The following is an 18,747-nucleotide window of genomic DNA, read 5'->3' as shown; positions in this document are numbered from 1 at the left end:
AGCATAAAAGCCGCACGAACCGGCCGTTCACACCACGGAGCTCCCATGCACTTCCGCAGCCGCCGCAGACCCGTCCGTACGGCCCTCGCCGCCGCCCTCGTACTCGCGCTGTCCGCCGGTGCGTCGGCCCCTGCCCTCGCCGACGCACCCGGCACGGGTACGACGACGGCTGATGCGCAGGCCACTCACCCCTCGACCCCGTCGACCGGCCCGAACGTACCGGCCCTGGAAAAGGCCCTCCATGGCCTCCCCGACAAGGACACCACCGCCGCCCTCGTGCGCGTCGGCGGCGACGGCAGCTGGCACGGGAGCGCCGGAGTCCATGACCTCCGCACGCACCGCAAGGCCTTGGAGAACGCCCGCTTCCGCGCGGGCTCCACCACCAAGGTGGTCACCTCGGCCCTCGTGCTCCAGCTCGCCGCCGAGGGGAAGATCGACCTCGACGGGACGGTGCAGCGCTATCTGCCCGGCCTGCTGACCGATGCCTTCCGGCCCATCACCGTCCGGCAGTTGCTCACCTTCACCAGCGGACTTCAGCCCGGCGCGACCCTCGGCCCGGAGAACGGCGAAGGCTACGAGAACCGCTTCAGGACCCTGACTCCGGAAGCCGTTGTCGCGTCCTCCGTCGCCAAGGGTCCCTACCGCGGCCCCGGGGAAGGACCGGGCAGGAAGCAGCGCTACGACAACATCGACTACACCGTCCTCGGCATGCTGATCGAGAAGATCACCGGCGACTCGTACGAGCACCAGGCCGCGGTGCGCATCTTCCGTCCGACCGGCATGCGGCACACCTCGTTCCCCAGTGGTCCCGACCCGCGGATCCACGGCCCGCACAACCGCGGCTACCAGAAGCTGGCGGACGGCCGGGTCGTGGACGCGACGGAGTGGAACATGTCCGACCGCCGGGCGGCCGGCGACCTGATATCCACCACCGGCGACCTGGAGAAGTTCCTCTTCGCGCTCTTCCGCGGAAAGATCGTCCCGCAGCCGCTCCTGGAGCGGGAGATGCTCACGGTCCCGGACATCAAGGGCGCCTCGATGAGCGCCGGACTCCAGCGCTTCGACGCCGGCGGAGGAAAGATCATCTGGGGGAAGACCGGTGGCCGGCCCGGCTACAACACGCTCATCGCCGCGACCAAGGACCTGTCCCGGACCCTGGTCTACTCGGTCAACGCCACCGACGCCAAGAGCGAGGAGATGAACCCCGTCGCCCAGCGCATAGTGCAGGCAGCGTTCGCGCTGCCCACGCGCCAGCCGTAGCCGTAGCCGTAGCCGTAGCCGTAGCCGTAGTCGGTGTCGGTGGCGGTGTCGTACGCCGACGGGCACGGCATCGGCGCCCCTCGCCCGACCGCCCCTCGCCTCACCGCCGCCCGCCTCCGCCGGACGACCACCGGTTCAGCCGGCGCAGGCTCTCCTCCAACGCCGCGCGCCGCCCGTCACCATCCGGCTCCTGCGGTTCCCGGGGCCTTTTCTCCGGCGCCTTCTCGCTCACCGGGTCGGCACCTCCACCCCGTGGACCCACCGCGGCCCGATGTCGACACCCTCGACGGCGAACCAGAGATCCCGCCGCCCCCGTTGTGCCCGCCGCTGCCGCCACTCCTCGCCGGTCAGCAGATACGGCCTGACCAGGCAGCTGTCCTCGCCGCGCAGCGGGATCTCGGCGGGGCGGCGGAACCTGCGCACCGGTGGCACCGAGGGGGCGGCGTGGCGCGGCCCGGTGTGCGGGGTGCCTCGGCTCGCCGTCCGGCGCTGTCCGCGTGCCGGAAGTAACCAAGTCAGTACCATCAGCAACATCATTCGGATAAGGTCAGGCATGCTTGTCGGCCTCCAGCGGGTTGATGGCCATGCCCCCGGACCGGTCGCACGGTCGCGGGGGTGATTTCCGGATGTCGCGCGAAAGAAGCGGCCCCTGCTCTGGAGCCGGGGCGCTCGGCGCGTCAGACTGGAACCCCCGTGTCACCTCTGTGGGGGAGGTGGCACGGGGCCTTTCATTGCGCGGCCGCCTTACGGAGCGCAGCCGTCAGCTTGCGGGCCGTGGCGGTGTTGCAGTTCCCGAGCGCGATGAGCGAGAGCCGGTAGTTGCCCGCGTAGGCCGGCAAATCGGTCCCGAGTGACGGCAGAGTGATGCCGTTCGCCGCGAGGGCGGCGCGGAGCGCCTCGGCGCAATCGTCCACGTCGTCGTGGTGGCGGTCGTTGCCGGTGTGGCGGTGGTCGGGCATGGGTTCTGACTCCCTGTGCGCATTGTGACGAACTGCTCACAGAGTGACGCGGCGCGGCGTAGCGTGGAAAGGGATTCAAGGCGACTGCGCGACCTGTGAAACGGTGAAAAATGCCTGCACGCAAAGAAGTTGATGGATCCACCAGCGTCCCGGCCTTCTATGGCTCCGAGCTGCGCTGGAAGCGGGAGAACGCAGGCCTCACCCTCCAGGCGATCGTCGACGGCATCTACTACTCACCGAGCTACCTCAGCGAGATCGAACGCGGGCAGCGGCGCATGCCGTTGGACATGGCTGTCCATGTGGACCGTGTGCTGAAGACCGACGGGTTCTTCGAGCGGCGCTGCGAGGATGTGCGCAAGGCGCGGATGGCCGGCCACGCCAAGTACTTCGAAAAGGTCCTGGAGGCGGAGAAGCACGCGGAGGCCATTGAGGAGTGGTGCCCCACCGTCATCCCAGGACTGCTGCAGACTGCGGTGTACGCGCGGGTGATGGTTCTAGCGGCACATCCGAATGCCTCCGACGCGGAGGTGGAGGAGAGGGTCAACGCCCGGCTGGCGCGGGCGCGCCTCTTCGAGGATGACCACAAGAGGCCAGAGTACTGGGTCATCCTGCACGAGTCGCTGTTGCGCAACCCCATCCTTCCGCCGGAAGAAATGGCCGAACAGCTGGAGCGCGTTGCGGCGTTGGCGAGGCGGCGCCGGATTGTTACGCAGGTCGTCCCGTGGAATAGCGGGCCGTATCCCCTGATGCTCGGCACGGTCATGACCATGGCCTTCCCTGACGCCCCGCCCCTGGTCTACACGGAGTCCGCGTACAGCGGCGCCACCATCGACGATCCGGCGCTCGTGAAGAAGTACCGCAAGGCATACGATCGGCTCAGGGCCGCCGCACTGCCGCCTGAGGCGTCCCTGGCCGTGATCGAGGCAGCGGCAGAGGACTTTCGAAATGGCAAGCAGGCAGATTGACTTGAGTGCCGCCCGCTGGTGCAAGAGCACATACAGCAATGGCGACGGCGGGAACTGCATCGAAGTCGCCAAGGACTTCCCCGGCGCCGCCCGCTGGTGCAAGAGCAGCTACAGCAACGGCTCCGGCGGTAACTGCATCGAAGTCGCAAAGGACTTCCCCGGCGCCGCCATCTGGCGAAAGAGCAGCCACAGCAACGGCGACGCTGGCCTCTGCCTCGAGGTGGCTGACGACATCCCCGGCCTCGTCCCCGTACGCGACACCAAGACCGCCCCCCACGGCCCGACCGTCATCATCCCGGCCGCTGCCTGGCGCCGCTTTGTCACGGCCGTCAAGGACGAGACCTTCACCGCCACCGCCTAGCCTCGCAGCATGTCGTACGAGGGTGGTCGGCTGTCCCGAGGTCGACGTCGACCGCCTGCATGCCGAAGCGAGGGCCCTCTCCGCGGTGCTGGACGCCGGCACCTGACCCTGCCGCTTGAGGTGCCGGATGGCACGGAATTCCGGAGGGGGAGCGATGGGCGGGGCCTGGACAGGGGTGCGCGAGCGCGTGCTCGCGCTGCGGAAGGCGCCGCGATGGTGGGCGGTGTTCGGCGCCGAATGGGGCAGCAGTGGCCATGAGTTCGAGCTGCTGCCCGTCCTCACCGAGGAGCAATTGCGGGCGGCCGAGCGGCAGCTCGGGACCGAACTGCCGGAGGAATACCGCATGTTCCTCCTGGAGGTGGGGGCGGGCGGCGCGGGCCCCGGTTACGGGCTCTTCCCGATGCAGCCGCCCGGCCCCGACGCCCCGCCCACCACTGGCCACTGCACGCTGCCCTTCCGTCCCGAGCTCACCGCCGAGCACGACGAGCACCAGTGCGCGGAGCCCCGGCGGACCGACTACCCGGACGACGATGCCTTCTCCGCCGCATACGCCGCCTGGGACGCCCGCGACGACGAGCTGCGCGCCGCCCTGACCGAGGGCACCCTGTGCCTGAGCCACCAGGGCTGCTCGTACTTCTACGTCCTGGTGGTCGCAGGCCCCCATCGCGGCACCGTGTGGGAAGACGTAACGGCCGTCGGCGAGGGCGTGGTCCCGGTCGGGCTACGCGGCAAAACGGGACCCCCGCCGTTCGCGGAGTGGTACCTGAACTGGCTCGACCACGCGGAGCGGAAAGCCTGGGACGAGACAACCGAACCCCCACCACGCCAACGGTTCACCAGCGACGGCTGACTGCCGATGGATCATGAGCTGAGCCAGAGGCCCACGGCTGTCATGGCCACGGCCCCGTGGGCTCAGCTCATGGACGCCGTCGGCCGAGCCCCGACGTTCACGCCCCAGCAGCTTCGTGACCGCAGCTGGTGGGCGGGGCCCCGGTTCTTCTTCGACTTCGACGACTACGATCCGATCGCCTCGTCGGCCGGCGATCCGCTCTCCGTCCTCACCGACCGTCTCCCGTTCTCCCGCTCTCCCGGGATGCCGGATTCCACTTCCCCATCGCCCGCACCACCGCCGGGGTTTCCCGGGCGCTGTTCGCGCCATTCCTCCAGCGGATCGAGGAACTCGGGGCTCAGGGGCTGATTCTCTCCGGCGACCCTCGTGAAGGCGACATTCTCGGGACCACCCGTGATTCTCGGGACCACCCGCGCCCAGCCCATGGCCCCGGGCCGCGGTCATTCCGTTTCGCGTGAGCGGGGCACGCTGTTGGTGCAGCTGGGATGGCTGCCGGGGGACCAGCGGCGGGTGGGCGGGGCGATACGCTCCGCGCCGCGGCGTGCTGCGCCGGGGAAATCCCAAGCGGGTGTTTTTCGGTTTGCCGCGGCGTGTGTGTGCGTTCCCTTGCGGTTTCCCTTGTTGCCGCCTTCTCGTCCCCTTCTCGTCCCCCTCTTGCCCTCTTGCCGGTCCCTTCTCGGTCCCCCCGCCTTGGTCCGTTCTTCCCGGCGGCGGGGGAATTCGTGCGGCGGGTGCTCGCAGGGACGCGGCGGGTGCGGCGTCGTGGCGTGGGGGCGCACGGGAAAAGGCAGGAGCCCCTCTCCCCACCGAAGTGGAGGAGCGGGGCTCCTTGGGTTTTGCTAAGTCGACCTAATGGTTAAAGGTCGGACCGGGCAACTCAGACCGGCGTAACGTTCTCCGCCTGCGGGCCCTTCGGACCCTGCGTGACGTCGAAGTTCACCTGCTGGTTCTCCTCGAGGGAGCGGAAACCAGAGGCGTTGATCGCCGAGTAGTGGACGAAGACATCCGGGCCGCCGCCGTCCTGGGCGATGAAGCCGAAGCCCTTTTCAGCGTTGAACCACTTGACGGTTCCGGTAGCCATAAGCCCTCCTTGGGCCAAAGGGTTGCCCTGCTCCAGAACCTGCAAACAAGTCTGAAAACTACAAAAGCCTGCGGGTCACATGCTCCGCAGGCTCTGTACTGCAAGGGAAACCAAACTGCAACTTGCGGTGAGCCTAGCACGGTGCGCTCGTGAGGCGGAAGAGCCAAAGATCACGTTTAGTCGACGGCCGTGGCGGCCATACGGAGGCCCCGCCGCGTCGCCCCAAGGGGCGCGGGTCTAGCCTCCGGCATGTGGACAATTCAACCTTTGGAGATGCACCCGCAGGCGCACCGGCCGACTACCGTCGGAGCCGGCCGCGGGTGGGCCACATCCAGTTCCTGAACTGCCTGCCCCTCTACTGGGGCCTCGCCCGTACGGGCACCCTGCTCGACCTGGACCTCACCAAGGACACCCCGGAGAAGCTCAGCGAGCAGCTGGTCCGCGGCGAGCTCGACATCGCGCCGATCACCCTGGTGGAGTTCCTGCGGGCCTCCGATGATCTCGTCGCGTTCCCTGATCTTGCCGTCGGGTGCGACGGGCCCGTGATGTCCTGTGTGATCGTCTCGCAGAAGCCGCTGGAGAAGCTGGACGGCGCCCGGGTCGCCCTCGGGTCGACCTCGCGGACCTCCGTACGGCTGGCCCAGCTGCTGCTGGCCGAGAAGATCGGCGTGCAGCCCGAGTACTACAGCTGCCCGCCCGACCTCGGGCTGATGATGCAGGAGGCGGACGCGGCGGTGCTGATCGGCGACGCCGCGCTGCGCGCCAATCTGCACGACGGGCCCAAGCTCGGCCTGGAGGTGCACGACCTCGGGCAGATGTGGAAGGACTGGACGGGGCTGCCGTTCGTCTTCGCCGTATGGGCGACCCGGCGCGACTACCTGGAGCGCGAGCCCCTCGTCGTACAGAAGGTGCACGAGGCGTTCCTGGCCTCGCGCGATCTGTCGCTGGAGGAGGTCGGCAAGGTCGCCGAGCAGGCGGCCCGCTGGGAGACCTTCGACGAGCCGGTGCTGGAGCGGTACTTCACGACGCTGGACTTCCGGTTCGGGGCGGATCAGCTGCGCGGCGTGACGGAATTCGCGCGGCGGGTCGGCCCGACGACCGGGTTCCCGGCCGATGTGAAGGTGGATCTGCTGGGCGGCTACTAGGCCCTGATCCACCGGACAGGCCTAGGGCCCGGTGCGCCGCGCCGGGGCCCGGTCCTGGTGCTCGGCGGCCGGTGCGGGGCCGCGCAGCACCTTGCTGATCGCTTCCAGGGTGGCCTCCCGCATGCCTTGGACATAGCTCTTGGCGTTGTGGCCGCCGTTCTGGATGACGTGCAGGCGGGCCGTGATCGGGCCCGTTCCGTCGCCGTATTTCCGGACGAAGCGTTCGAGAGCGGCGCGGCCGCCTTCCTCGCTGCCGATCTGGAACTCGATGTGGACGGGGGGCGCGTCGGGGCGGGCGGTGAGCCGCTGGGCCAGGCGTTCGGGATCGTTGGCCCGCATCTCCTTCTCGTGGCCGCGCCAGAGGGGGGAGTCGGGGCGGGTGTCCGGGCCGGAGGCGATGACCGCCGCGAAGCGGTCCGGGTGCTGGAGGACCTGCTTGAGGCCGACGAACCCGCCGGACGAGGAGCCCATGAAGGCCCAGCCGTCGCGGGTGGTGAACGTCCGGAAGTTGGCTTTGACCAGGTCGGGGACGTCGTCGGACATCCAGGTGCCCATTTTCGGCTGCCCGGGTATGTCGCTGCCGTCGTAGTAGTGGTCCGCGTCCGGGTTCAGGACGGGCATGACGACGAGGAAGGGCCTGCTCCGGCCCGCCGTCACCATGTCGCTGAGGGTGCTCTGGAGCTTCAGATCGGTGCCCATCCAGTAATTCATGGGGTAGCCGGGGCCACCGGGGAGCGCGATCAGTACCGGGAAGGCGCTGTCGCGGTAGCGGTCCTCGTAGTACTCCTTCGGCGCCCAGACCCAGACCTTGCCGGTGAAGCCGGATTTCCTGCCGTGCAGCGTCGTGACGCCGATCTTGGTGCCGTCGGCGAGGGTGCCGGCCGTGCGGAATTCCGCTCGGGGGCCGGTGGGCATGCGGACCGAGGCGTCGGCGGGCGCGGATGCCGGGGCGGGCCGGTCGGCGGAGTCGAAGGACAGGGGCTCGCCGTCGCCGGAGAACGCATCGAGGTGGGCCAGGACGGGGAGGACTGCGGCGAGGCCGACGGCCGCGATGACGGCGCCGATCAGGAGCGGCCGCTTTCGGCGTGGGCGGCGCGGGCGGTGCGAGGGAGGCGGGGGAGGCGAGAGGTGCAAGGGGCGCGGGGGAGGCACGGACGTACTCCGGGGGGTCGCGCTGCCGCGTGGGGCAGGTGGGGGAGTTGTGGTGAGTTACGCCCTGTTTGATGCGGAAAGTGGTGTGCGGGTTTCCGACGACCGTGCATGACATGGGCCATAAGCTGAAGTGCGCCGTACGAGGGGGAGGCAGCCATGGAGCCGCTGGCAGCGGACGATCCACGGGTCTTGGGCGGGTACCGACTGCTGGGCCGTCTCGGCGCCGGCGGCATGGGCCGGGTCTACCTCGGGCGCAGCGAGGGCGGCCGAACGGTCGCGGTGAAGGTCGTCCATGCGCAGTTCGCGGTCGATGACCAGTTCCGGGCCCGTTTCCGGCGGGAGATCGAGTCGGCGCGACGGGTGGGCGGCGCCTGGACCGCGCCCGTCCTGGATGCCGACCCGGACGCCTCCGTTCCCTGGATCGCCACCGGATACGTCGCGGGCCCCTCGCTCGCGCAGGCCGTCGCCGATGTCGGGCCGCTGGCGGAGCACTCCGTACGGGTCCTGGGCGCCGGGCTGGCCGAGGCGCTGGCCGCCGTCCATGCGCTCGGGCTGGTGCACCGGGACGTCAAGCCGTCCAATGTGCTGCTGACCCTCGACGGGCCGCTGCTGATCGACTTCGGCATCGCGCGGGCCACGGAGGCGACGGCCTCGCTGACCTCCACCGGGGTCTCGGTCGGGTCGCCCGGATACATGGCGCCCGAGCAGATCGTGGGGAAGGGCGCGGCGGGGGCCGCGGATGTCTTTTCGCTGGGGGCGGTGCTGGCGTACGCGGCGACCGGGGTCAGCCCCTTCTCGGGCGACTCGTCGGCCGCGCTGCTGTACAAGGTGGTGCACGAGGAGCCGGAGCTCGGTCCGCAACTCACCGGTGAGCTGCGGGAGTTGGTGGCGTCCTGCCTGTCCAAGGACCCCGCGGACCGGCCCGCCCCGGCGGCGCTGGCGGCCCGGCTCGCGGGGGAGGGGAGCGGCGGGGCCGCGGGGCTGGTGCGCGCCGGGTGGCTGCCGGGCGCGGTCGTGGAGCAGGTCACCCGGCGGGCGGTGGAGCTGCTGAATCTGGAGGCCGAGGCGGCGGAGCCGGCTGCGGCCTCGCCGGGCGGGGCGTTCGGGCCGCCGGATCCCTCGTACGGGGCGGGGGCGGATCCCTCGTACGGACAGCCCTCCGGCCTGGTGCCGTTCGAGGCGGAGGCGACCGGACCCGGCGCCGTCGGCGCGCCCACGCAGGCTTCCCGTGTCCCCGATGTTCCCGGCCCGCCCGCGGCCCCCTGGCCGGTCGCCGGGGCGGCGGTCGCCGATGCCCCGACCGCGGGCCCGTCGCCCACCGCCCCCAACGAGCGGCGGATCGCACTGAGCGGGGCGGTCGGCGGCGCGCGGCGGCCGCACCGGGTGAGCTGCACGCTGGTGCTGTCGGTGGCCGGTGCGCTGGCCGCCGCGACGACCGCGGCGTCCGTGTTCCACCTGCTGCCGGGCGGCTCAGGCAGCCGGGACGCGGCAGGGGCCGAGCCGTCCTCCCGGCAGACGCCGACGGTCGCGTCCTCCCCGCCGAGTGACGGATCCGGCGGGCCGGCCGTCGCCGAGGGCTTCCTGGGCACCTGGACCGGCACGGTGACGACGGAGCTCGGCGTCAACGGCAAGATGACCAGCGTCATCAAGTCCGGCGGCAAGGGGGACTACGTCATCCACACCGTGTACGACGCGGTGCTGGTGAAGTGCGAGGCCAAGGCGAAGCTGGAGTCGGCCACCGAGGGCGAACTGGTGCTCGTGGAGCGTCCGGACGGCCAGCAGGGGCCGGGCTGTACGGGCAACAAGTCCCATGTCACCTACACGCTCGGCAAGGGCGGCCGCACGCTCGCCTTCTCCTCCGACGACCCTGCGGGCGGTACGCCGACCGCGACGCTGAGCCGCGTCGCGGGGCCGTGACCGGGCGTCGGGGGAGCGGCGGGCGCGGGCCCCGGGTCCGGCCGCCAGCGAGGCCGTCGGAGCCCTGACGTACGCTGGGTCAGTCGTGATGCCAGCCTGCGAAAGGGACGCCCGGTGACCGAGAACGCCGACCTCCAGTCCGTACTCGACCGCGCCGCGCAGGGCGGCCGCATCACGCCGGAGGAGGCCCTCGACCTGTACCGCTCCGCGCCGCTGCACGCGCTGGGCCGGGCCGCCGACGCCGTACGCCGCCGCCGCTACGCCGGCACCGAGCACATCGCGACGTACATCATCGAGCGCAACATCAACTACACCAATGTGTGCGTAACGGCCTGCAAGTTCTGTGCGTTCTACGCCGCACCCAAGGACACCGCCAAGGGCTGGACCCGCGACCTCGACGACATCCTGCGCCGCTGCGCGGAGACCGTCGAACTGGGCGGGACCCAGATCATGTTCCAGGGCGGGCACCACCCCGACTTCGGCGTCGAGTACTACGAGAAGCACTTCTCCGCCATCAAGAAGGAGTTCCCGCAGCTGGTCATCCACTCCCTCGGCGCGTCCGAGGTCGAGCACATGGCCCGCATCTCCAAGGTGTCGGTGGAGGAGGCGATCCAGCGCATCAACGCCGCGGGCCTCGACTCCTTCGCGGGCGCGGGCGCCGAGCTGCTGCCCGAGCGCCCCCGCAAGGCCATCGCCCCGCTCAAGGAGAGCGGCGAGCGCTGGCTGGAGATCATGGAAACGGCCCACAACCTGGGCGTGGAATCGACGTCCACCATGCTCATGGGCACCGGCGAGACGAACGCCGAGCGCATCGAGCACCTGCGCATGATCCGCGACGTACAGGACCGCACGGGCGGCTTCCGCGCCTTCATCCCGTACACGTACCAGCCCGAGAACAACCACCTCAAGGGCCGCACCCAGGCGACGATCTTCGAGTACATCCGCATGATCGCGATCGCCCGGATCTTCCTCGACAACGTCGCGCACATCCAGGGCTCCTGGCTGACCACCGGCAAGGAGGCCGGGCAGCTGACCCTGCACTACGGTGCGGACGACCTCGGCTCGGTGATGCTGGAGGAGAACGTCGTCTCGTCCGCAGGGGCCAAGCACCGCTCGAACCTCCGCGAGATGATCGACATGATCCGCACGGCCGACCGCGTCCCCGCGCAGCGCGCCACGACGTACGAGCACCTCGCCGTGCACGACGACCCGGCGAACGACCCGGTGGACGAGCGGGTGGTCTCGCATCTGTCCTCGACCGCCATCGAGGGCGGCACGGCGCATCCCGAGCTGAAGCTCGTCGAGGCCAACTGAAGCACCCGGACCGGCCGAGCTCCCGATGCTGACACTTCACCGCGTGCGCGGTGTCCGGCTCGTCCATGACGGGGCCCTGGACGCCGGGTACGCGGTCGTCGTCGACGGCGCCCGGATCGCCGCCGTCGGCCCGTACGAGGAGCTGTTCGCGGCGTACGGGGAGCGGGCGCGCGTACGGGAGTGGGACGGCGTCCTCACGCCGGGGCGCTACGAACCGCACGGGGCCGCGCTGTTGGAGGCCGCCTACCATCCCGATCCGCGGGAGGCCGACGAGCTCGGCGGCGAGCCCCTCACGGGGGCGGCGCTCGCCGCGCTCGGCATGACCGAGGCGCGGTGGGGCGCCAGCGCCCGGCGGGGGCTGCAACGCCTGCTGGCGACCGGCACGACGGCGCTGACCGGGCCGTTCACCCGGCCCGCGGTCCGCACGGCCGTACAGCGCTCCGGGCTCGTGGAGCTGCCGGGGCCGGTGCCGCGGGTGCTGGCCGCCGGGGAGCCGGCCCACTTCGCCGTGTTCGGCGAGGACGGGGCGTGCCTGGCCACCGTGCTGGCCGGCCGGCTCGTCCACCGGCGGCGCTGAGTCCGTCCGCCTCGATGATCTTCGTCAAGGAGCCGTCAACGCGGCCCCGGTGCACGTCAGGGCGGCGTCAACGGAAACGGAATGACGGATTCGGCCCGGCATGATCGCTGATGCGGGGACGGTCGGCGCCCGGCCGCTCACGATGCACTGCGCACCGCTGGACCGCCCGGATGTTCTGAGGGGGTCCCCCCTGCTCGAGCGGAGTCGAGAGCTCGGGGGAATCCGGCCGTCCCCGACCAGCCTCCCGGCAACGGGCGGTGCCCGGTGCGGGTGCCGGCCCCCGCACGGTGGACAATGGCCGGGTGACCCGAGCATCCCTGGACAAGCAGCCGCACGAAGTCGCCGCGATGTTCGACGACGTGGCGGCGCGGTACGACCTCACCAACGACGTGCTCTCCCTCGGGCAGGCGCGGCTGTGGCGCAAGGAGGTGGACCGGGCGGTGGCCGCCCGGCCCGCCGAGCGGGTGCTCGACCTCGCGGCCGGCACCGGCACCTCGTCGCTGCCGTTCGCCCGGACCGGCGCGTACGTCGTGCCCTGCGACTTCTCCGTCGGAATGCTGGGGGAAGGCAAGAAGCGGCACCCGTGGCTGCCCTTCACGGCGGGTGACGGCACCCGGCTCCCGTTCGCCGACGGGGTCTTCGACGCCGTCACCATCTCCTTCGGGCTGCGCAACATCCAGGACACGGATGCCGCGCTGGCCGAGCTGTACCGGGTCACCAAGCCGGGCGGCCGGGTCGTGATCTGCGAGTTCAGCGAGCCGACCTGGGCGCCGTTCCGGACCGTCTACACCGAGTACCTGATGCGGGCGCTGCCGCCGGTCGCCCGCGCGGTCAGCAGCAACCCGGACGCGTACGTCTACCTCGCCGAGTCCATCCGCACCTGGCCCAACCAGCCCGAACTCGCCGCCAAGTTGCAGGGCGTGGGCTGGACCAAGGTCGCCTGGCGCAATCTGACCGGCGGCGTGGTCGCGCTCCACCGGGGGACCAAGCCGGCCGGCTGAGCCGAACCGCCCCGGCCGGGGCCCGGGCGCGGACTCGCCTGCGGACCCTTCTGCAGGGCAGCCTGCGGACTCGCCTGCGAACCCGGCTACGGACTCGCTTGGATAACGTCGCTTCACAGGGCGTGATTTGGCGGGAACCATGCGTAGGACAGCGGTGTCCCTACGTTCGCGAGTGGTAGCCGATCGTGCTGCCCGTTGAGTTCCCGGAGTTCGATGTGTCCGAGCGTTCCGCCTCCTGCCCGGAATGTGGTTCTTCCTCGCCGCCCGAGGCGCGCTTCTGTATGGGCTGCGGCCGGGAACGGCAGGCCGCCGCGCCGCCCGCGCCCGGCGGGCCGCCGCCCCCGCCGCCCCCGGTGCAACCTCCGGTCCCGGCGGCGCCGCCCGGCCGTCCGCCGTACGCCGCCCCCGCCGCCCCCTCGCCCCTCGGCGCCTTTCTCGGCCGCACGATGAGGGGCGACTGGCTTGCGGCGCTGAAGGTCGCGGCCTGGCCGACGCTGATGCTGCTGCTCCTCGCCTGTGTGCTCGGCATCTTCTCGTCGGACGACATGGACGAGGCCGGGCTCGGCTGGGGCGTACGGATGCGCTGCTTCCTCGCGCTGCTGCTGCAGAGCGTGGGCGGCGGGGTCACCCTCTCCGGCAGCGCCACCGGGCCCCTGGGCAGGTTCGGCGAGGGCCTGAACGGCGAGATGTCGGTGTCGTTGGTGCCGCTGGTGGTCACGGGGCTGTGGGTGACGCTGCTGGCCGTCGCCGCCCGTAAGGCCCGCCGCGCGGCCGCCTCCGCACCGGCCGGAATACCCGGTACGGCCGTCCCGAGGGCTTCCGTACGGGAGTCGGTGCTGCGGATCGCCGTGCTGTGCGGCGCCGGCACCCTGGCGCTCGGCCTGCTGGCCCAGCCGTCCTACGACGGAATGGAGTTGTCCTCGGCCGCCTGGCGCGCGCTGCTGTGCTCCTTCCTGCTGGCGGCCGTGGTGAGCGGCGCGGTGCTGGCGCGCGACGAGGCACGGGCCTGGCTCGCCCCCCGGCCCGGGTGGCGGATCACCCTCAATGCCCTGCGGACCGCGCTGCTCGCGCTGGTCACCGTCGTCCTGCTGGCCGGTCTGGTCGCCTTCGTGGCCATCCTCGCCACGGCGGACGACGTCACGGGCGGCGATGCGGTCGCCCTGCTGGTGCTGCTGCCCAATCTCGGCGCGATCGCCCTGGCGCTGGCCTGGGGCGCACCGGTGAACGCCGAATGGAACGTCCCCGGCCTTCCGTTCCTGGATTCCGGCCGGCAGTCGATCGGCTACTCCGAGCTGGGCCGGCTCGGCGGCGACTGGGCGCTGTTCGGCATCATCGTCGGCGGCCTGGTCTGCGCCCTGCTGGTCGGCTTCCTGACCGTCCGTCGCAGCGCCGACCGGCGCGAACAGCTGCTGGCCGCGGGCTTCTTCGTGGTCGCGCTGGTGCTGGCGGTGTGGGCGGCGGGGGCCACCGTGTCGGCGTCCTTGCACGCCGGGGGCAGCGGGAGCGGCCTCGACGGCGGTTACGGCGGCCAGTACGGCGGCCAGTACGGCGGCGATTACGGGGGCGGCTACGGCGGTGAGGGCGACTCCCGCCTCGCCGCGCACGGCGAACTGGCCGCGGGCGGCGCCGAAACGCTGCTGTTCGCGTTGCTGTGGACGTTCGGCGCGGCGCTGCTCGCCCCGTATCTGCGGATGATGGTCGGCCGCGGCAATGCGGCCGCGCCCGCCGCCCCGGCCGCCCCGTACGGCGCTCCCGCGGCGTCCCCGGCCGCCCCCGGCATGCCGCCGGCCCCGGCCACCGGGCCCCTCCCCGCGGTCCCGCCCACACCGGCCGCCCCGCCCGCCCCTGCTGACGGGCCCGCGGCAGCGCCCGCGGAGGTTCCCGCGAACGTGCCGGCGAACGTGTCTGCGGAGGGGCTTTTCGCGAAGCCCGCCCCCGAGGCCGCGCCGACGCCCCCGGCCACCCCCGCGGTCACTCCCGCCCCGCTCGAGGAACCCCGCCCGGCCCGGCGCCGCGCCGTGAAGTGGGTGTCGATGGCGCTGATCGCGTTCCTCGTCGGCGGAGGTGCCACGGCCGGCGCGCTGTACTACAAGAACCACCGGGCGGGCGCCGAGGACCACAAGGCACCCAAGAAGCCCGCCGTCGCGAAGAGCGGCGGGCCCACCGGCACCCCCGCCCCCTCCGCCACCCCGTCCCCGACCGCCTCGCCCGCCTCCCCCTCCGCCACCCCTTCCCCCGACGCGGGCCTCCCCGCCGGCTTCGAGCGGAAGGACGATCCGTACGGCTTCTCGCTCGGCGTGATGCACGGATGGCAGCGCTCGGTGAAGGGCACCCAGGTCGACTACAAGGCACCGACCGGCAGTTCGTACCTGCGTATCGGCGTCATCGCCGACGCCCCGCAGTCCTCGTACGACAACTTCCTCAGCATGGAGAAGCACGCCAAGAAGCGCACGAACTACCAGCGGACGGAGCTGAAGCGGAACGCCTTCCAGAAAAGCGACGGCGCCCGCTGGGAGTTCACCTACGTCAACGACACGGGGAACACCATCCACGCCATCGACCAGGCGTATGTCGCCGCCGACGGCACCGAGTACAGCATCTATTACGAGTGCCTGGACTCGCTCTACGATCCGGCGAACGACAAGGTGTTCAGCACCGCGCTCGGCACCTGGGCCGTGTCCGCCACGGACGTCGACTAGGCATCCGCCGCGGGCGGGGGACCATCCGTCCTCCGCCCGCCCTCCCCTCCACCGTCCCGTCCCCGGTCTCGGGCTTCAAGGGCCAACCCTTCAGTTTCCGATCGCCAAGGCCCCCATAGACTGCACAGGCCCTCTGCCGGTCGGCACCCAGATATCGAGATATCGACCGCCTCCATCGACTTCGGGAGACCCCCCGTGACCGAGTCCGCGTCCGTGACCGAGTCCGTGACCGCACCCCGCGCCGAGCACAGCGCGGACGTGATCGTCGTCGGTGCCGGGCCCGCCGGCTCGGCCACCGCGTACCACCTGGCCAAGGCCGGCCTGGACGTCCTCCTCCTGGAGAAGACCGCGTTCCCGCGCGAGAAGGTCTGCGGCGACGGCCTGACCCCGCGCGCGACCAAGCAGCTGGTCGCCATGGGCATCGACATCTCCGAGGAAGCGGGCTGGCTGCGCAACAAGGGCCTGCGCATCATCGGCGGCGGCACCCGCCTCCAGCTCGACTGGCCGGATCTCGCCTCGTACCCCGACTACGGACTGGTCCGTAAGCGCGACGACTTCGACGAGCAGCTGGCCCGCCAGGCCCAGAAGGCCGGCGCCCGCCTCTACGAGCGCTGCAATGTCGGCGCGCCCATCGTCAACGAACTCACCGGCCACATCACCGGCGTGCACGCCAAGCTCGGCGAGGCCGGGTCCGATGCAAAAGACACGACCCCGGTCACCTTCCACGCCCCCCTCGTCGTCGCCGCCGACGGCAACTCCACCCGGCTCTCGCTGGCCATGGGCCTGCACCGCCGCGAGGACCGCCCGATGGGCGTGGCCGTACGCACGTACTTCACCTCCCCGCGCCACGACGACGACTACCTCGAGTCCTGGCTGGAGCTGTGGGACCGGCGCGGCGCCCAGGACCGTCTGCTGCCCGGCTACGGCTGGATCTTCGGCATGGGCGACGGCACGAGCAACGTGGGCCTCGGCATCCTCAACTCCAGCTCCGCCTTCCGGGAACTGGACTGGCGCGAGGTCCTGAAGGCCTGGTGCGCGTCGATGCCCGCCGACTGGGGCTACACCCCCGAGAACATGACCGGCCCGATCCGTGGCGCGGCCCTTCCCATGGCCTTCAACCGCCAGCCCCACTACACCAAGGGCCTCCTCCTGGTCGGCGACGCCGGCGGCCTGGTCAACCCCTTCAACGGCGAGGGCATCGCGTACGCCATGGAGTCCGGCAGCATCGCCGCCGAGGTCATCGTGCAGGCCCAGGCCCGCGCCACCTACGCCCAGCGCGAGCTGGCCCTGCACCGCTACCCCAAGATCCTCAAGGAGACCTACGGCGGCTACTACTCCCTCGGCCGCGCCTTCGTGAAGCTCATCGGCAACCCCAAGGTCATGAAGATCGCCACCCAGCGCGGTCTGACCCACCCCCTCCTGATGCGCTTCACCCTCAAGATGCTCGCCAACCTCACGGACCCGACGGGCGGGGACGCGATGGACCGGATCATCAACGGCCTGAGCAAGGTGGCGCCGCGCTCGTAAGCGTGCGCGCGGGGCGTGGCGCGGGGAGCGACCTCCCGTGCCCCGCCCCGGACCATGACCTCCCACGTAATTGAGCCACTCACCACCCCCCGGCAGTCTGGTGCACATCGCGAAACACCTCGCGACAAAGGCACGGCAACAGACCGCAACGGGAGGAACCGCCATGTTCTTCGAGACTCACGACGGCACCCGCCTCGCGTACGAGGACTACGGCCACGGCGAGCCGATCGTCTTCGTCTCGAGTGCGATGCTCAACACCGAGATGTGGGAGTACCAGCTCCCCTTCTTCGCCGAGCGCGGCTTCCGCTGTGTCGCCTACGACCGGCGCGGGCACGGCCGCTCGGACCGGCCCTCCACCGGGTACGACATCGACTCGACGGCCGACGACCTGGCCGCGCTGCTCGAACACCTCGATCTGCGGGGCGTGACCCTGGTCGGGCACTCGCTGGGCGGCGCCGAGGCCGCGCGCTATCTGGCGCGGCACGGCTCGGGACGGGTGGCGCGGGCGGTGTTCGTCTCGGCGATGCTGCCGTTCCTGATGCGTACGGAGGACAATCCGCAAGGCCTGCCGGAGGCCGCCGTCGCCGCCTCGATGGCGCGGATGCGGGCGGACCGGCCCAAGTGGCTGGACCGCCAGAAGGAGGCGTTCTTCGCCACCCACCTCGGCAACGACGTCTCGCCCGCCCTCGTCGAGCACACCATGGCGCAGTGCCTGTCGGCCTCGCCCTGGGCGACCCTCCAGGCGCAGCAGGCGGCGCTGAGCACCGACAGCCGAGCCGGGCTGCGCGAGATCGACATCCCGACCCTGGTCGTCCACGGCGCCGCCGACTTCTCGGCGCCGGTGGACGTCACCGGGCGGCGCACCGCCGAGCTGATCCCGGGCACGACGTACAAGGAGTACCCGACCGCCGGGCACGGGATCTACGCCAGCCACCACGCGCAGCTCAACGCCGACCTGCTGGCGTTCATCGAAGGGGACCGGGGCGCTACGGCATGAGCGCCGGGGCCCACGTCGCCGGGACCGGGTGGTGGCGGACCGGCGCGGTGAGCCGGTCGGCGCCGGGCGGGACCGGTACCGCCGCGAAGATCGCGTCCTGCTGCTCCTGGAGCTCGCGCACCCGCTGCGGCGAGGTGCCGGGCAGCCGCTGCTCCTCGTAGAGCTTGTGGGTCTCCAGCTGGGCCGCCTTGCTCCGCGGGGTGTGGAACTGCACCTCGAAGAGCTGGTGCGAGCGGGGCGTGCGCCAGGCGGAGTTGATCGCCTTGTAGCCGGCGGCGCGGTGCCAGGTGTTGGACCAGCGGGTGGAGTCGTTGCCCCAGGCGGACAGCATCCCGGCGGCGGCGGTGACGCCACGGGAGTAGCGGCCGACCGGCCACTGGAGGGTGAAGCGGACCGCGTCATTGATCTGGGCGAGCGACTCGCCGACCGTCCGGCCCGGCTTTTCCTGCATCCGGGTGGCGACCTTCCGCTTGAGCGAGTCCGGGGACTTCAGCCGATGGTCGAAGCCGATCAGCTCGGCGTGGCTGAGCAGCGCCGCGGCACGGATCTGGGGGCTGATGGAGCGCTCGGCGCGCCGGGCGCGGGCGACATAGGCGTCGACGGTCCTGTTGTCGGCGGCGTTGAGCGTGAGGCCGTCCTGGTGCCAGCCGCCGTCGGAAGCGCCGGTCGGGGTCTTCGCGGCGGACGGCGCCGCTGCGGTCGCGGTGTGGACGGCGCCCAGGGCGAGCGCGGAGGCCAGGGCGGCGGCGGTGGCCGCCCGGGTGACGGTGCCGCGGGCGGGGCGGCGGGCGGAGCGGTCGTTGTACATCGGAGCGCGGTGTCCTCTCTACGGATGCCGCACGGCGCCCGGAGGGCAGAGGTGCGGCAGATGGCGAGAGGTGCAACGGCCCACGGCACTGATCGGTAGCGGTGCGAATCGGTCGCGCTACGCGGCCCGTACGC

At 71.4% G+C, this 18,747-nt stretch carries 17 protein-coding genes and 1 pseudogene; 13 read left to right on the top strand and 5 right to left on the bottom strand.

Features of this window, described 5'->3' with window-relative positions; all coding sequences use genetic code 11:
- Nucleotides 1-45: 45 nt before the first annotated feature.
- The gene (locus ACIGWZ_RS22135) at nt 46-1,260 is read left to right on the top strand and encodes a serine hydrolase domain-containing protein (protein WP_400067108.1); all 1,215 of its coding nucleotides are present in this window, start codon (nt 46-48) and stop codon (nt 1,258-1,260) included.
- A gap of 228 nt (nt 1,261-1,488) precedes the next feature.
- On the opposite strand, the gene ACIGWZ_RS22130 is transcribed toward ACIGWZ_RS22135, so the two are convergent.
- Both ACIGWZ_RS22130 and ACIGWZ_RS22125 read right to left on the bottom strand, forming a co-directional pair.
- Nucleotides 1,489-1,683 (bottom strand): hypothetical protein, encoded by a 195-nt coding sequence (locus ACIGWZ_RS22130; RefSeq protein WP_400067106.1) that lies wholly within the window; start codon nt 1,681-1,683, stop codon nt 1,489-1,491.
- Between the two features lie 305 nt (nt 1,684-1,988).
- Nucleotides 1,989-2,219, bottom strand: a complete 231-nt coding sequence (locus ACIGWZ_RS22125) for a hypothetical protein (RefSeq protein WP_400067105.1) — start codon at nt 2,217-2,219, stop codon at nt 1,989-1,991.
- A gap of 110 nt (nt 2,220-2,329) precedes the next feature.
- Between ACIGWZ_RS22125 and ACIGWZ_RS22120 the strand changes: the two genes are divergently transcribed.
- From ACIGWZ_RS22120 to ACIGWZ_RS22105, 4 genes and pseudogenes are all read left to right on the top strand, one after another.
- Nucleotides 2,330-3,184, top strand: a complete 855-nt coding sequence (locus ACIGWZ_RS22120) for a helix-turn-helix transcriptional regulator (protein ID WP_400067103.1) — start codon at nt 2,330-2,332, stop codon at nt 3,182-3,184.
- On the top strand, nt 3,165-3,545 hold the full coding sequence (locus ACIGWZ_RS22115; protein ID WP_400067101.1) for a DUF397 domain-containing protein: 381 nt from the start codon (nt 3,165-3,167) through the stop codon (nt 3,543-3,545). The genes ACIGWZ_RS22120 and ACIGWZ_RS22115 overlap by 20 nt, the downstream gene beginning before the upstream one ends.
- A gap of 127 nt (nt 3,546-3,672) precedes the next feature.
- Nucleotides 3,673-4,395, top strand: a complete 723-nt coding sequence (locus ACIGWZ_RS22110; protein WP_400067100.1) for an SMI1/KNR4 family protein — start codon at nt 3,673-3,675, stop codon at nt 4,393-4,395.
- 74 nt (nt 4,396-4,469) lie between these two features.
- Nucleotides 4,470-4,893 (top strand): annotated as a pseudogene (locus ACIGWZ_RS22105) (type VII secretion protein EccC); the annotation flags it as partial.
- 379 nt (nt 4,894-5,272) lie between these two features.
- Here ACIGWZ_RS22105 and ACIGWZ_RS22100 read toward each other — a convergent pair.
- Complete coding sequence (locus ACIGWZ_RS22100) at nt 5,273-5,476, bottom strand: cold-shock protein (protein WP_003984261.1); 204 nt, start codon at nt 5,474-5,476, stop codon at nt 5,273-5,275.
- 251 nt (nt 5,477-5,727) lie between these two features.
- Here ACIGWZ_RS22100 and ACIGWZ_RS22095 point away from each other — a divergent pair, with 251 nt between their 5' ends.
- Entirely contained in the window at nt 5,728-6,621 is an 894-nt protein-coding gene (locus ACIGWZ_RS22095; RefSeq protein WP_400067098.1) for a menaquinone biosynthetic enzyme MqnA/MqnD family protein, read from the top strand.
- 21 nt (nt 6,622-6,642) lie between these two features.
- Here the strand turns inward: ACIGWZ_RS22095 and ACIGWZ_RS22090 are convergent, their stop codons facing one another.
- Entirely contained in the window at nt 6,643-7,773 is a 1,131-nt protein-coding gene (locus ACIGWZ_RS22090; protein WP_400067096.1) for an alpha/beta hydrolase, read from the bottom strand.
- Between the two features lie 156 nt (nt 7,774-7,929).
- On the opposite strand from ACIGWZ_RS22090, the gene ACIGWZ_RS22085 reads away from it, so the two are divergent.
- The 7 genes from ACIGWZ_RS22085 to ACIGWZ_RS22055 all read left to right on the top strand — a co-directional run bounded on the left by ACIGWZ_RS22085 (nt 7,930) and on the right by ACIGWZ_RS22055 (nt 17,805).
- Nucleotides 7,930-9,690: a protein kinase gene (locus ACIGWZ_RS22085; RefSeq protein ID WP_400067094.1), complete on the top strand. Its 1,761-nt coding sequence runs from the start codon at nt 7,930-7,932 to the stop codon at nt 9,688-9,690.
- Nucleotides 9,691-9,804: 114 nt separating this feature from the next.
- A complete protein-coding gene (gene mqnC / locus ACIGWZ_RS22080) occupies nt 9,805-11,004 on the top strand; it encodes a cyclic dehypoxanthinyl futalosine synthase (RefSeq protein WP_400067092.1) in 1,200 nt (399 codons plus the stop codon).
- Between the two features lie 25 nt (nt 11,005-11,029).
- Nucleotides 11,030-11,581: an imidazolonepropionase-like domain-containing protein gene (locus ACIGWZ_RS22075; RefSeq protein ID WP_400067090.1), complete on the top strand. Its 552-nt coding sequence runs from the start codon at nt 11,030-11,032 to the stop codon at nt 11,579-11,581.
- A 302-nt stretch (nt 11,582-11,883) separates the two neighbouring features.
- The gene (locus ACIGWZ_RS22070; protein WP_400067088.1) at nt 11,884-12,582 is read left to right on the top strand and encodes a demethylmenaquinone methyltransferase; all 699 of its coding nucleotides are present in this window, start codon (nt 11,884-11,886) and stop codon (nt 12,580-12,582) included.
- A gap of 185 nt (nt 12,583-12,767) precedes the next feature.
- The gene (locus tag ACIGWZ_RS22065; protein WP_400067087.1) at nt 12,768-15,281 is read left to right on the top strand and encodes a hypothetical protein; all 2,514 of its coding nucleotides are present in this window, start codon (nt 12,768-12,770) and stop codon (nt 15,279-15,281) included.
- A gap of 225 nt (nt 15,282-15,506) precedes the next feature.
- Complete coding sequence (locus tag ACIGWZ_RS22060) at nt 15,507-16,808, top strand: geranylgeranyl reductase family protein (RefSeq protein ID WP_400067279.1); 1,302 nt, start codon at nt 15,507-15,509, stop codon at nt 16,806-16,808.
- Nucleotides 16,809-16,971: 163 nt separating this feature from the next.
- A complete protein-coding gene (locus ACIGWZ_RS22055) occupies nt 16,972-17,805 on the top strand; it encodes an alpha/beta fold hydrolase (protein ID WP_400067085.1) in 834 nt (277 codons plus the stop codon).
- Here ACIGWZ_RS22055 and ACIGWZ_RS22050 read toward each other — a convergent pair.
- Nucleotides 17,795-18,613: an ATP nucleotide 3'-pyrophosphokinase gene (locus ACIGWZ_RS22050; protein WP_400067083.1), complete on the bottom strand. Its 819-nt coding sequence runs from the start codon at nt 18,611-18,613 to the stop codon at nt 17,795-17,797. The genes ACIGWZ_RS22055 and ACIGWZ_RS22050 overlap by 11 nt on opposite strands.
- Nucleotides 18,614-18,747 lie beyond the last annotated feature (134 nt).

This window comes from Streptomyces sp. NPDC053427, from assembly GCF_044544985.1.
Taxonomy (GTDB): Bacteria; Actinomycetota; Actinomycetes; order Streptomycetales; family Streptomycetaceae; genus Streptomyces.
The sequence above is the reverse complement of the archived record's forward strand: the minus strand, read 5'-3'. Positions and strand labels throughout refer to the sequence as shown.

Coding starts and splice junctions, on each gene's coding strand:
- ACIGWZ_RS22100 (WP_003984261.1), bottom strand. CDS start 5,476: ATGGCTACCGGAACCGTCAAGTGGTTCAACGCTGAAAAGGGCTTCGGC.
- ACIGWZ_RS22125 (WP_400067105.1), bottom strand. CDS start 2,219: ATGCCCGACCACCGCCACACCGGCAACGACCGCCACCACGACGACGTG.
- ACIGWZ_RS22115 (WP_400067101.1), top strand. CDS start 3,165: ATGGCAAGCAGGCAGATTGACTTGAGTGCCGCCCGCTGGTGCAAGAGC.
- ACIGWZ_RS22120 (WP_400067103.1), top strand. CDS start 2,330: ATGCCTGCACGCAAAGAAGTTGATGGATCCACCAGCGTCCCGGCCTTC.
- ACIGWZ_RS22050 (WP_400067083.1), bottom strand. CDS start 18,613: ATGTACAACGACCGCTCCGCCCGCCGCCCCGCCCGCGGCACCGTCACC.
- ACIGWZ_RS22075 (WP_400067090.1), top strand. CDS start 11,030: ATGCTGACACTTCACCGCGTGCGCGGTGTCCGGCTCGTCCATGACGGG.
- ACIGWZ_RS22110 (WP_400067100.1), top strand. CDS start 3,673: ATGGCACGGAATTCCGGAGGGGGAGCGATGGGCGGGGCCTGGACAGGG.
- ACIGWZ_RS22085 (WP_400067094.1), top strand. CDS start 7,930: ATGGAGCCGCTGGCAGCGGACGATCCACGGGTCTTGGGCGGGTACCGA.
- ACIGWZ_RS22135 (WP_400067108.1), top strand. CDS start 46: ATGCACTTCCGCAGCCGCCGCAGACCCGTCCGTACGGCCCTCGCCGCC.
- ACIGWZ_RS22055 (WP_400067085.1), top strand. CDS start 16,972: ATGTTCTTCGAGACTCACGACGGCACCCGCCTCGCGTACGAGGACTAC.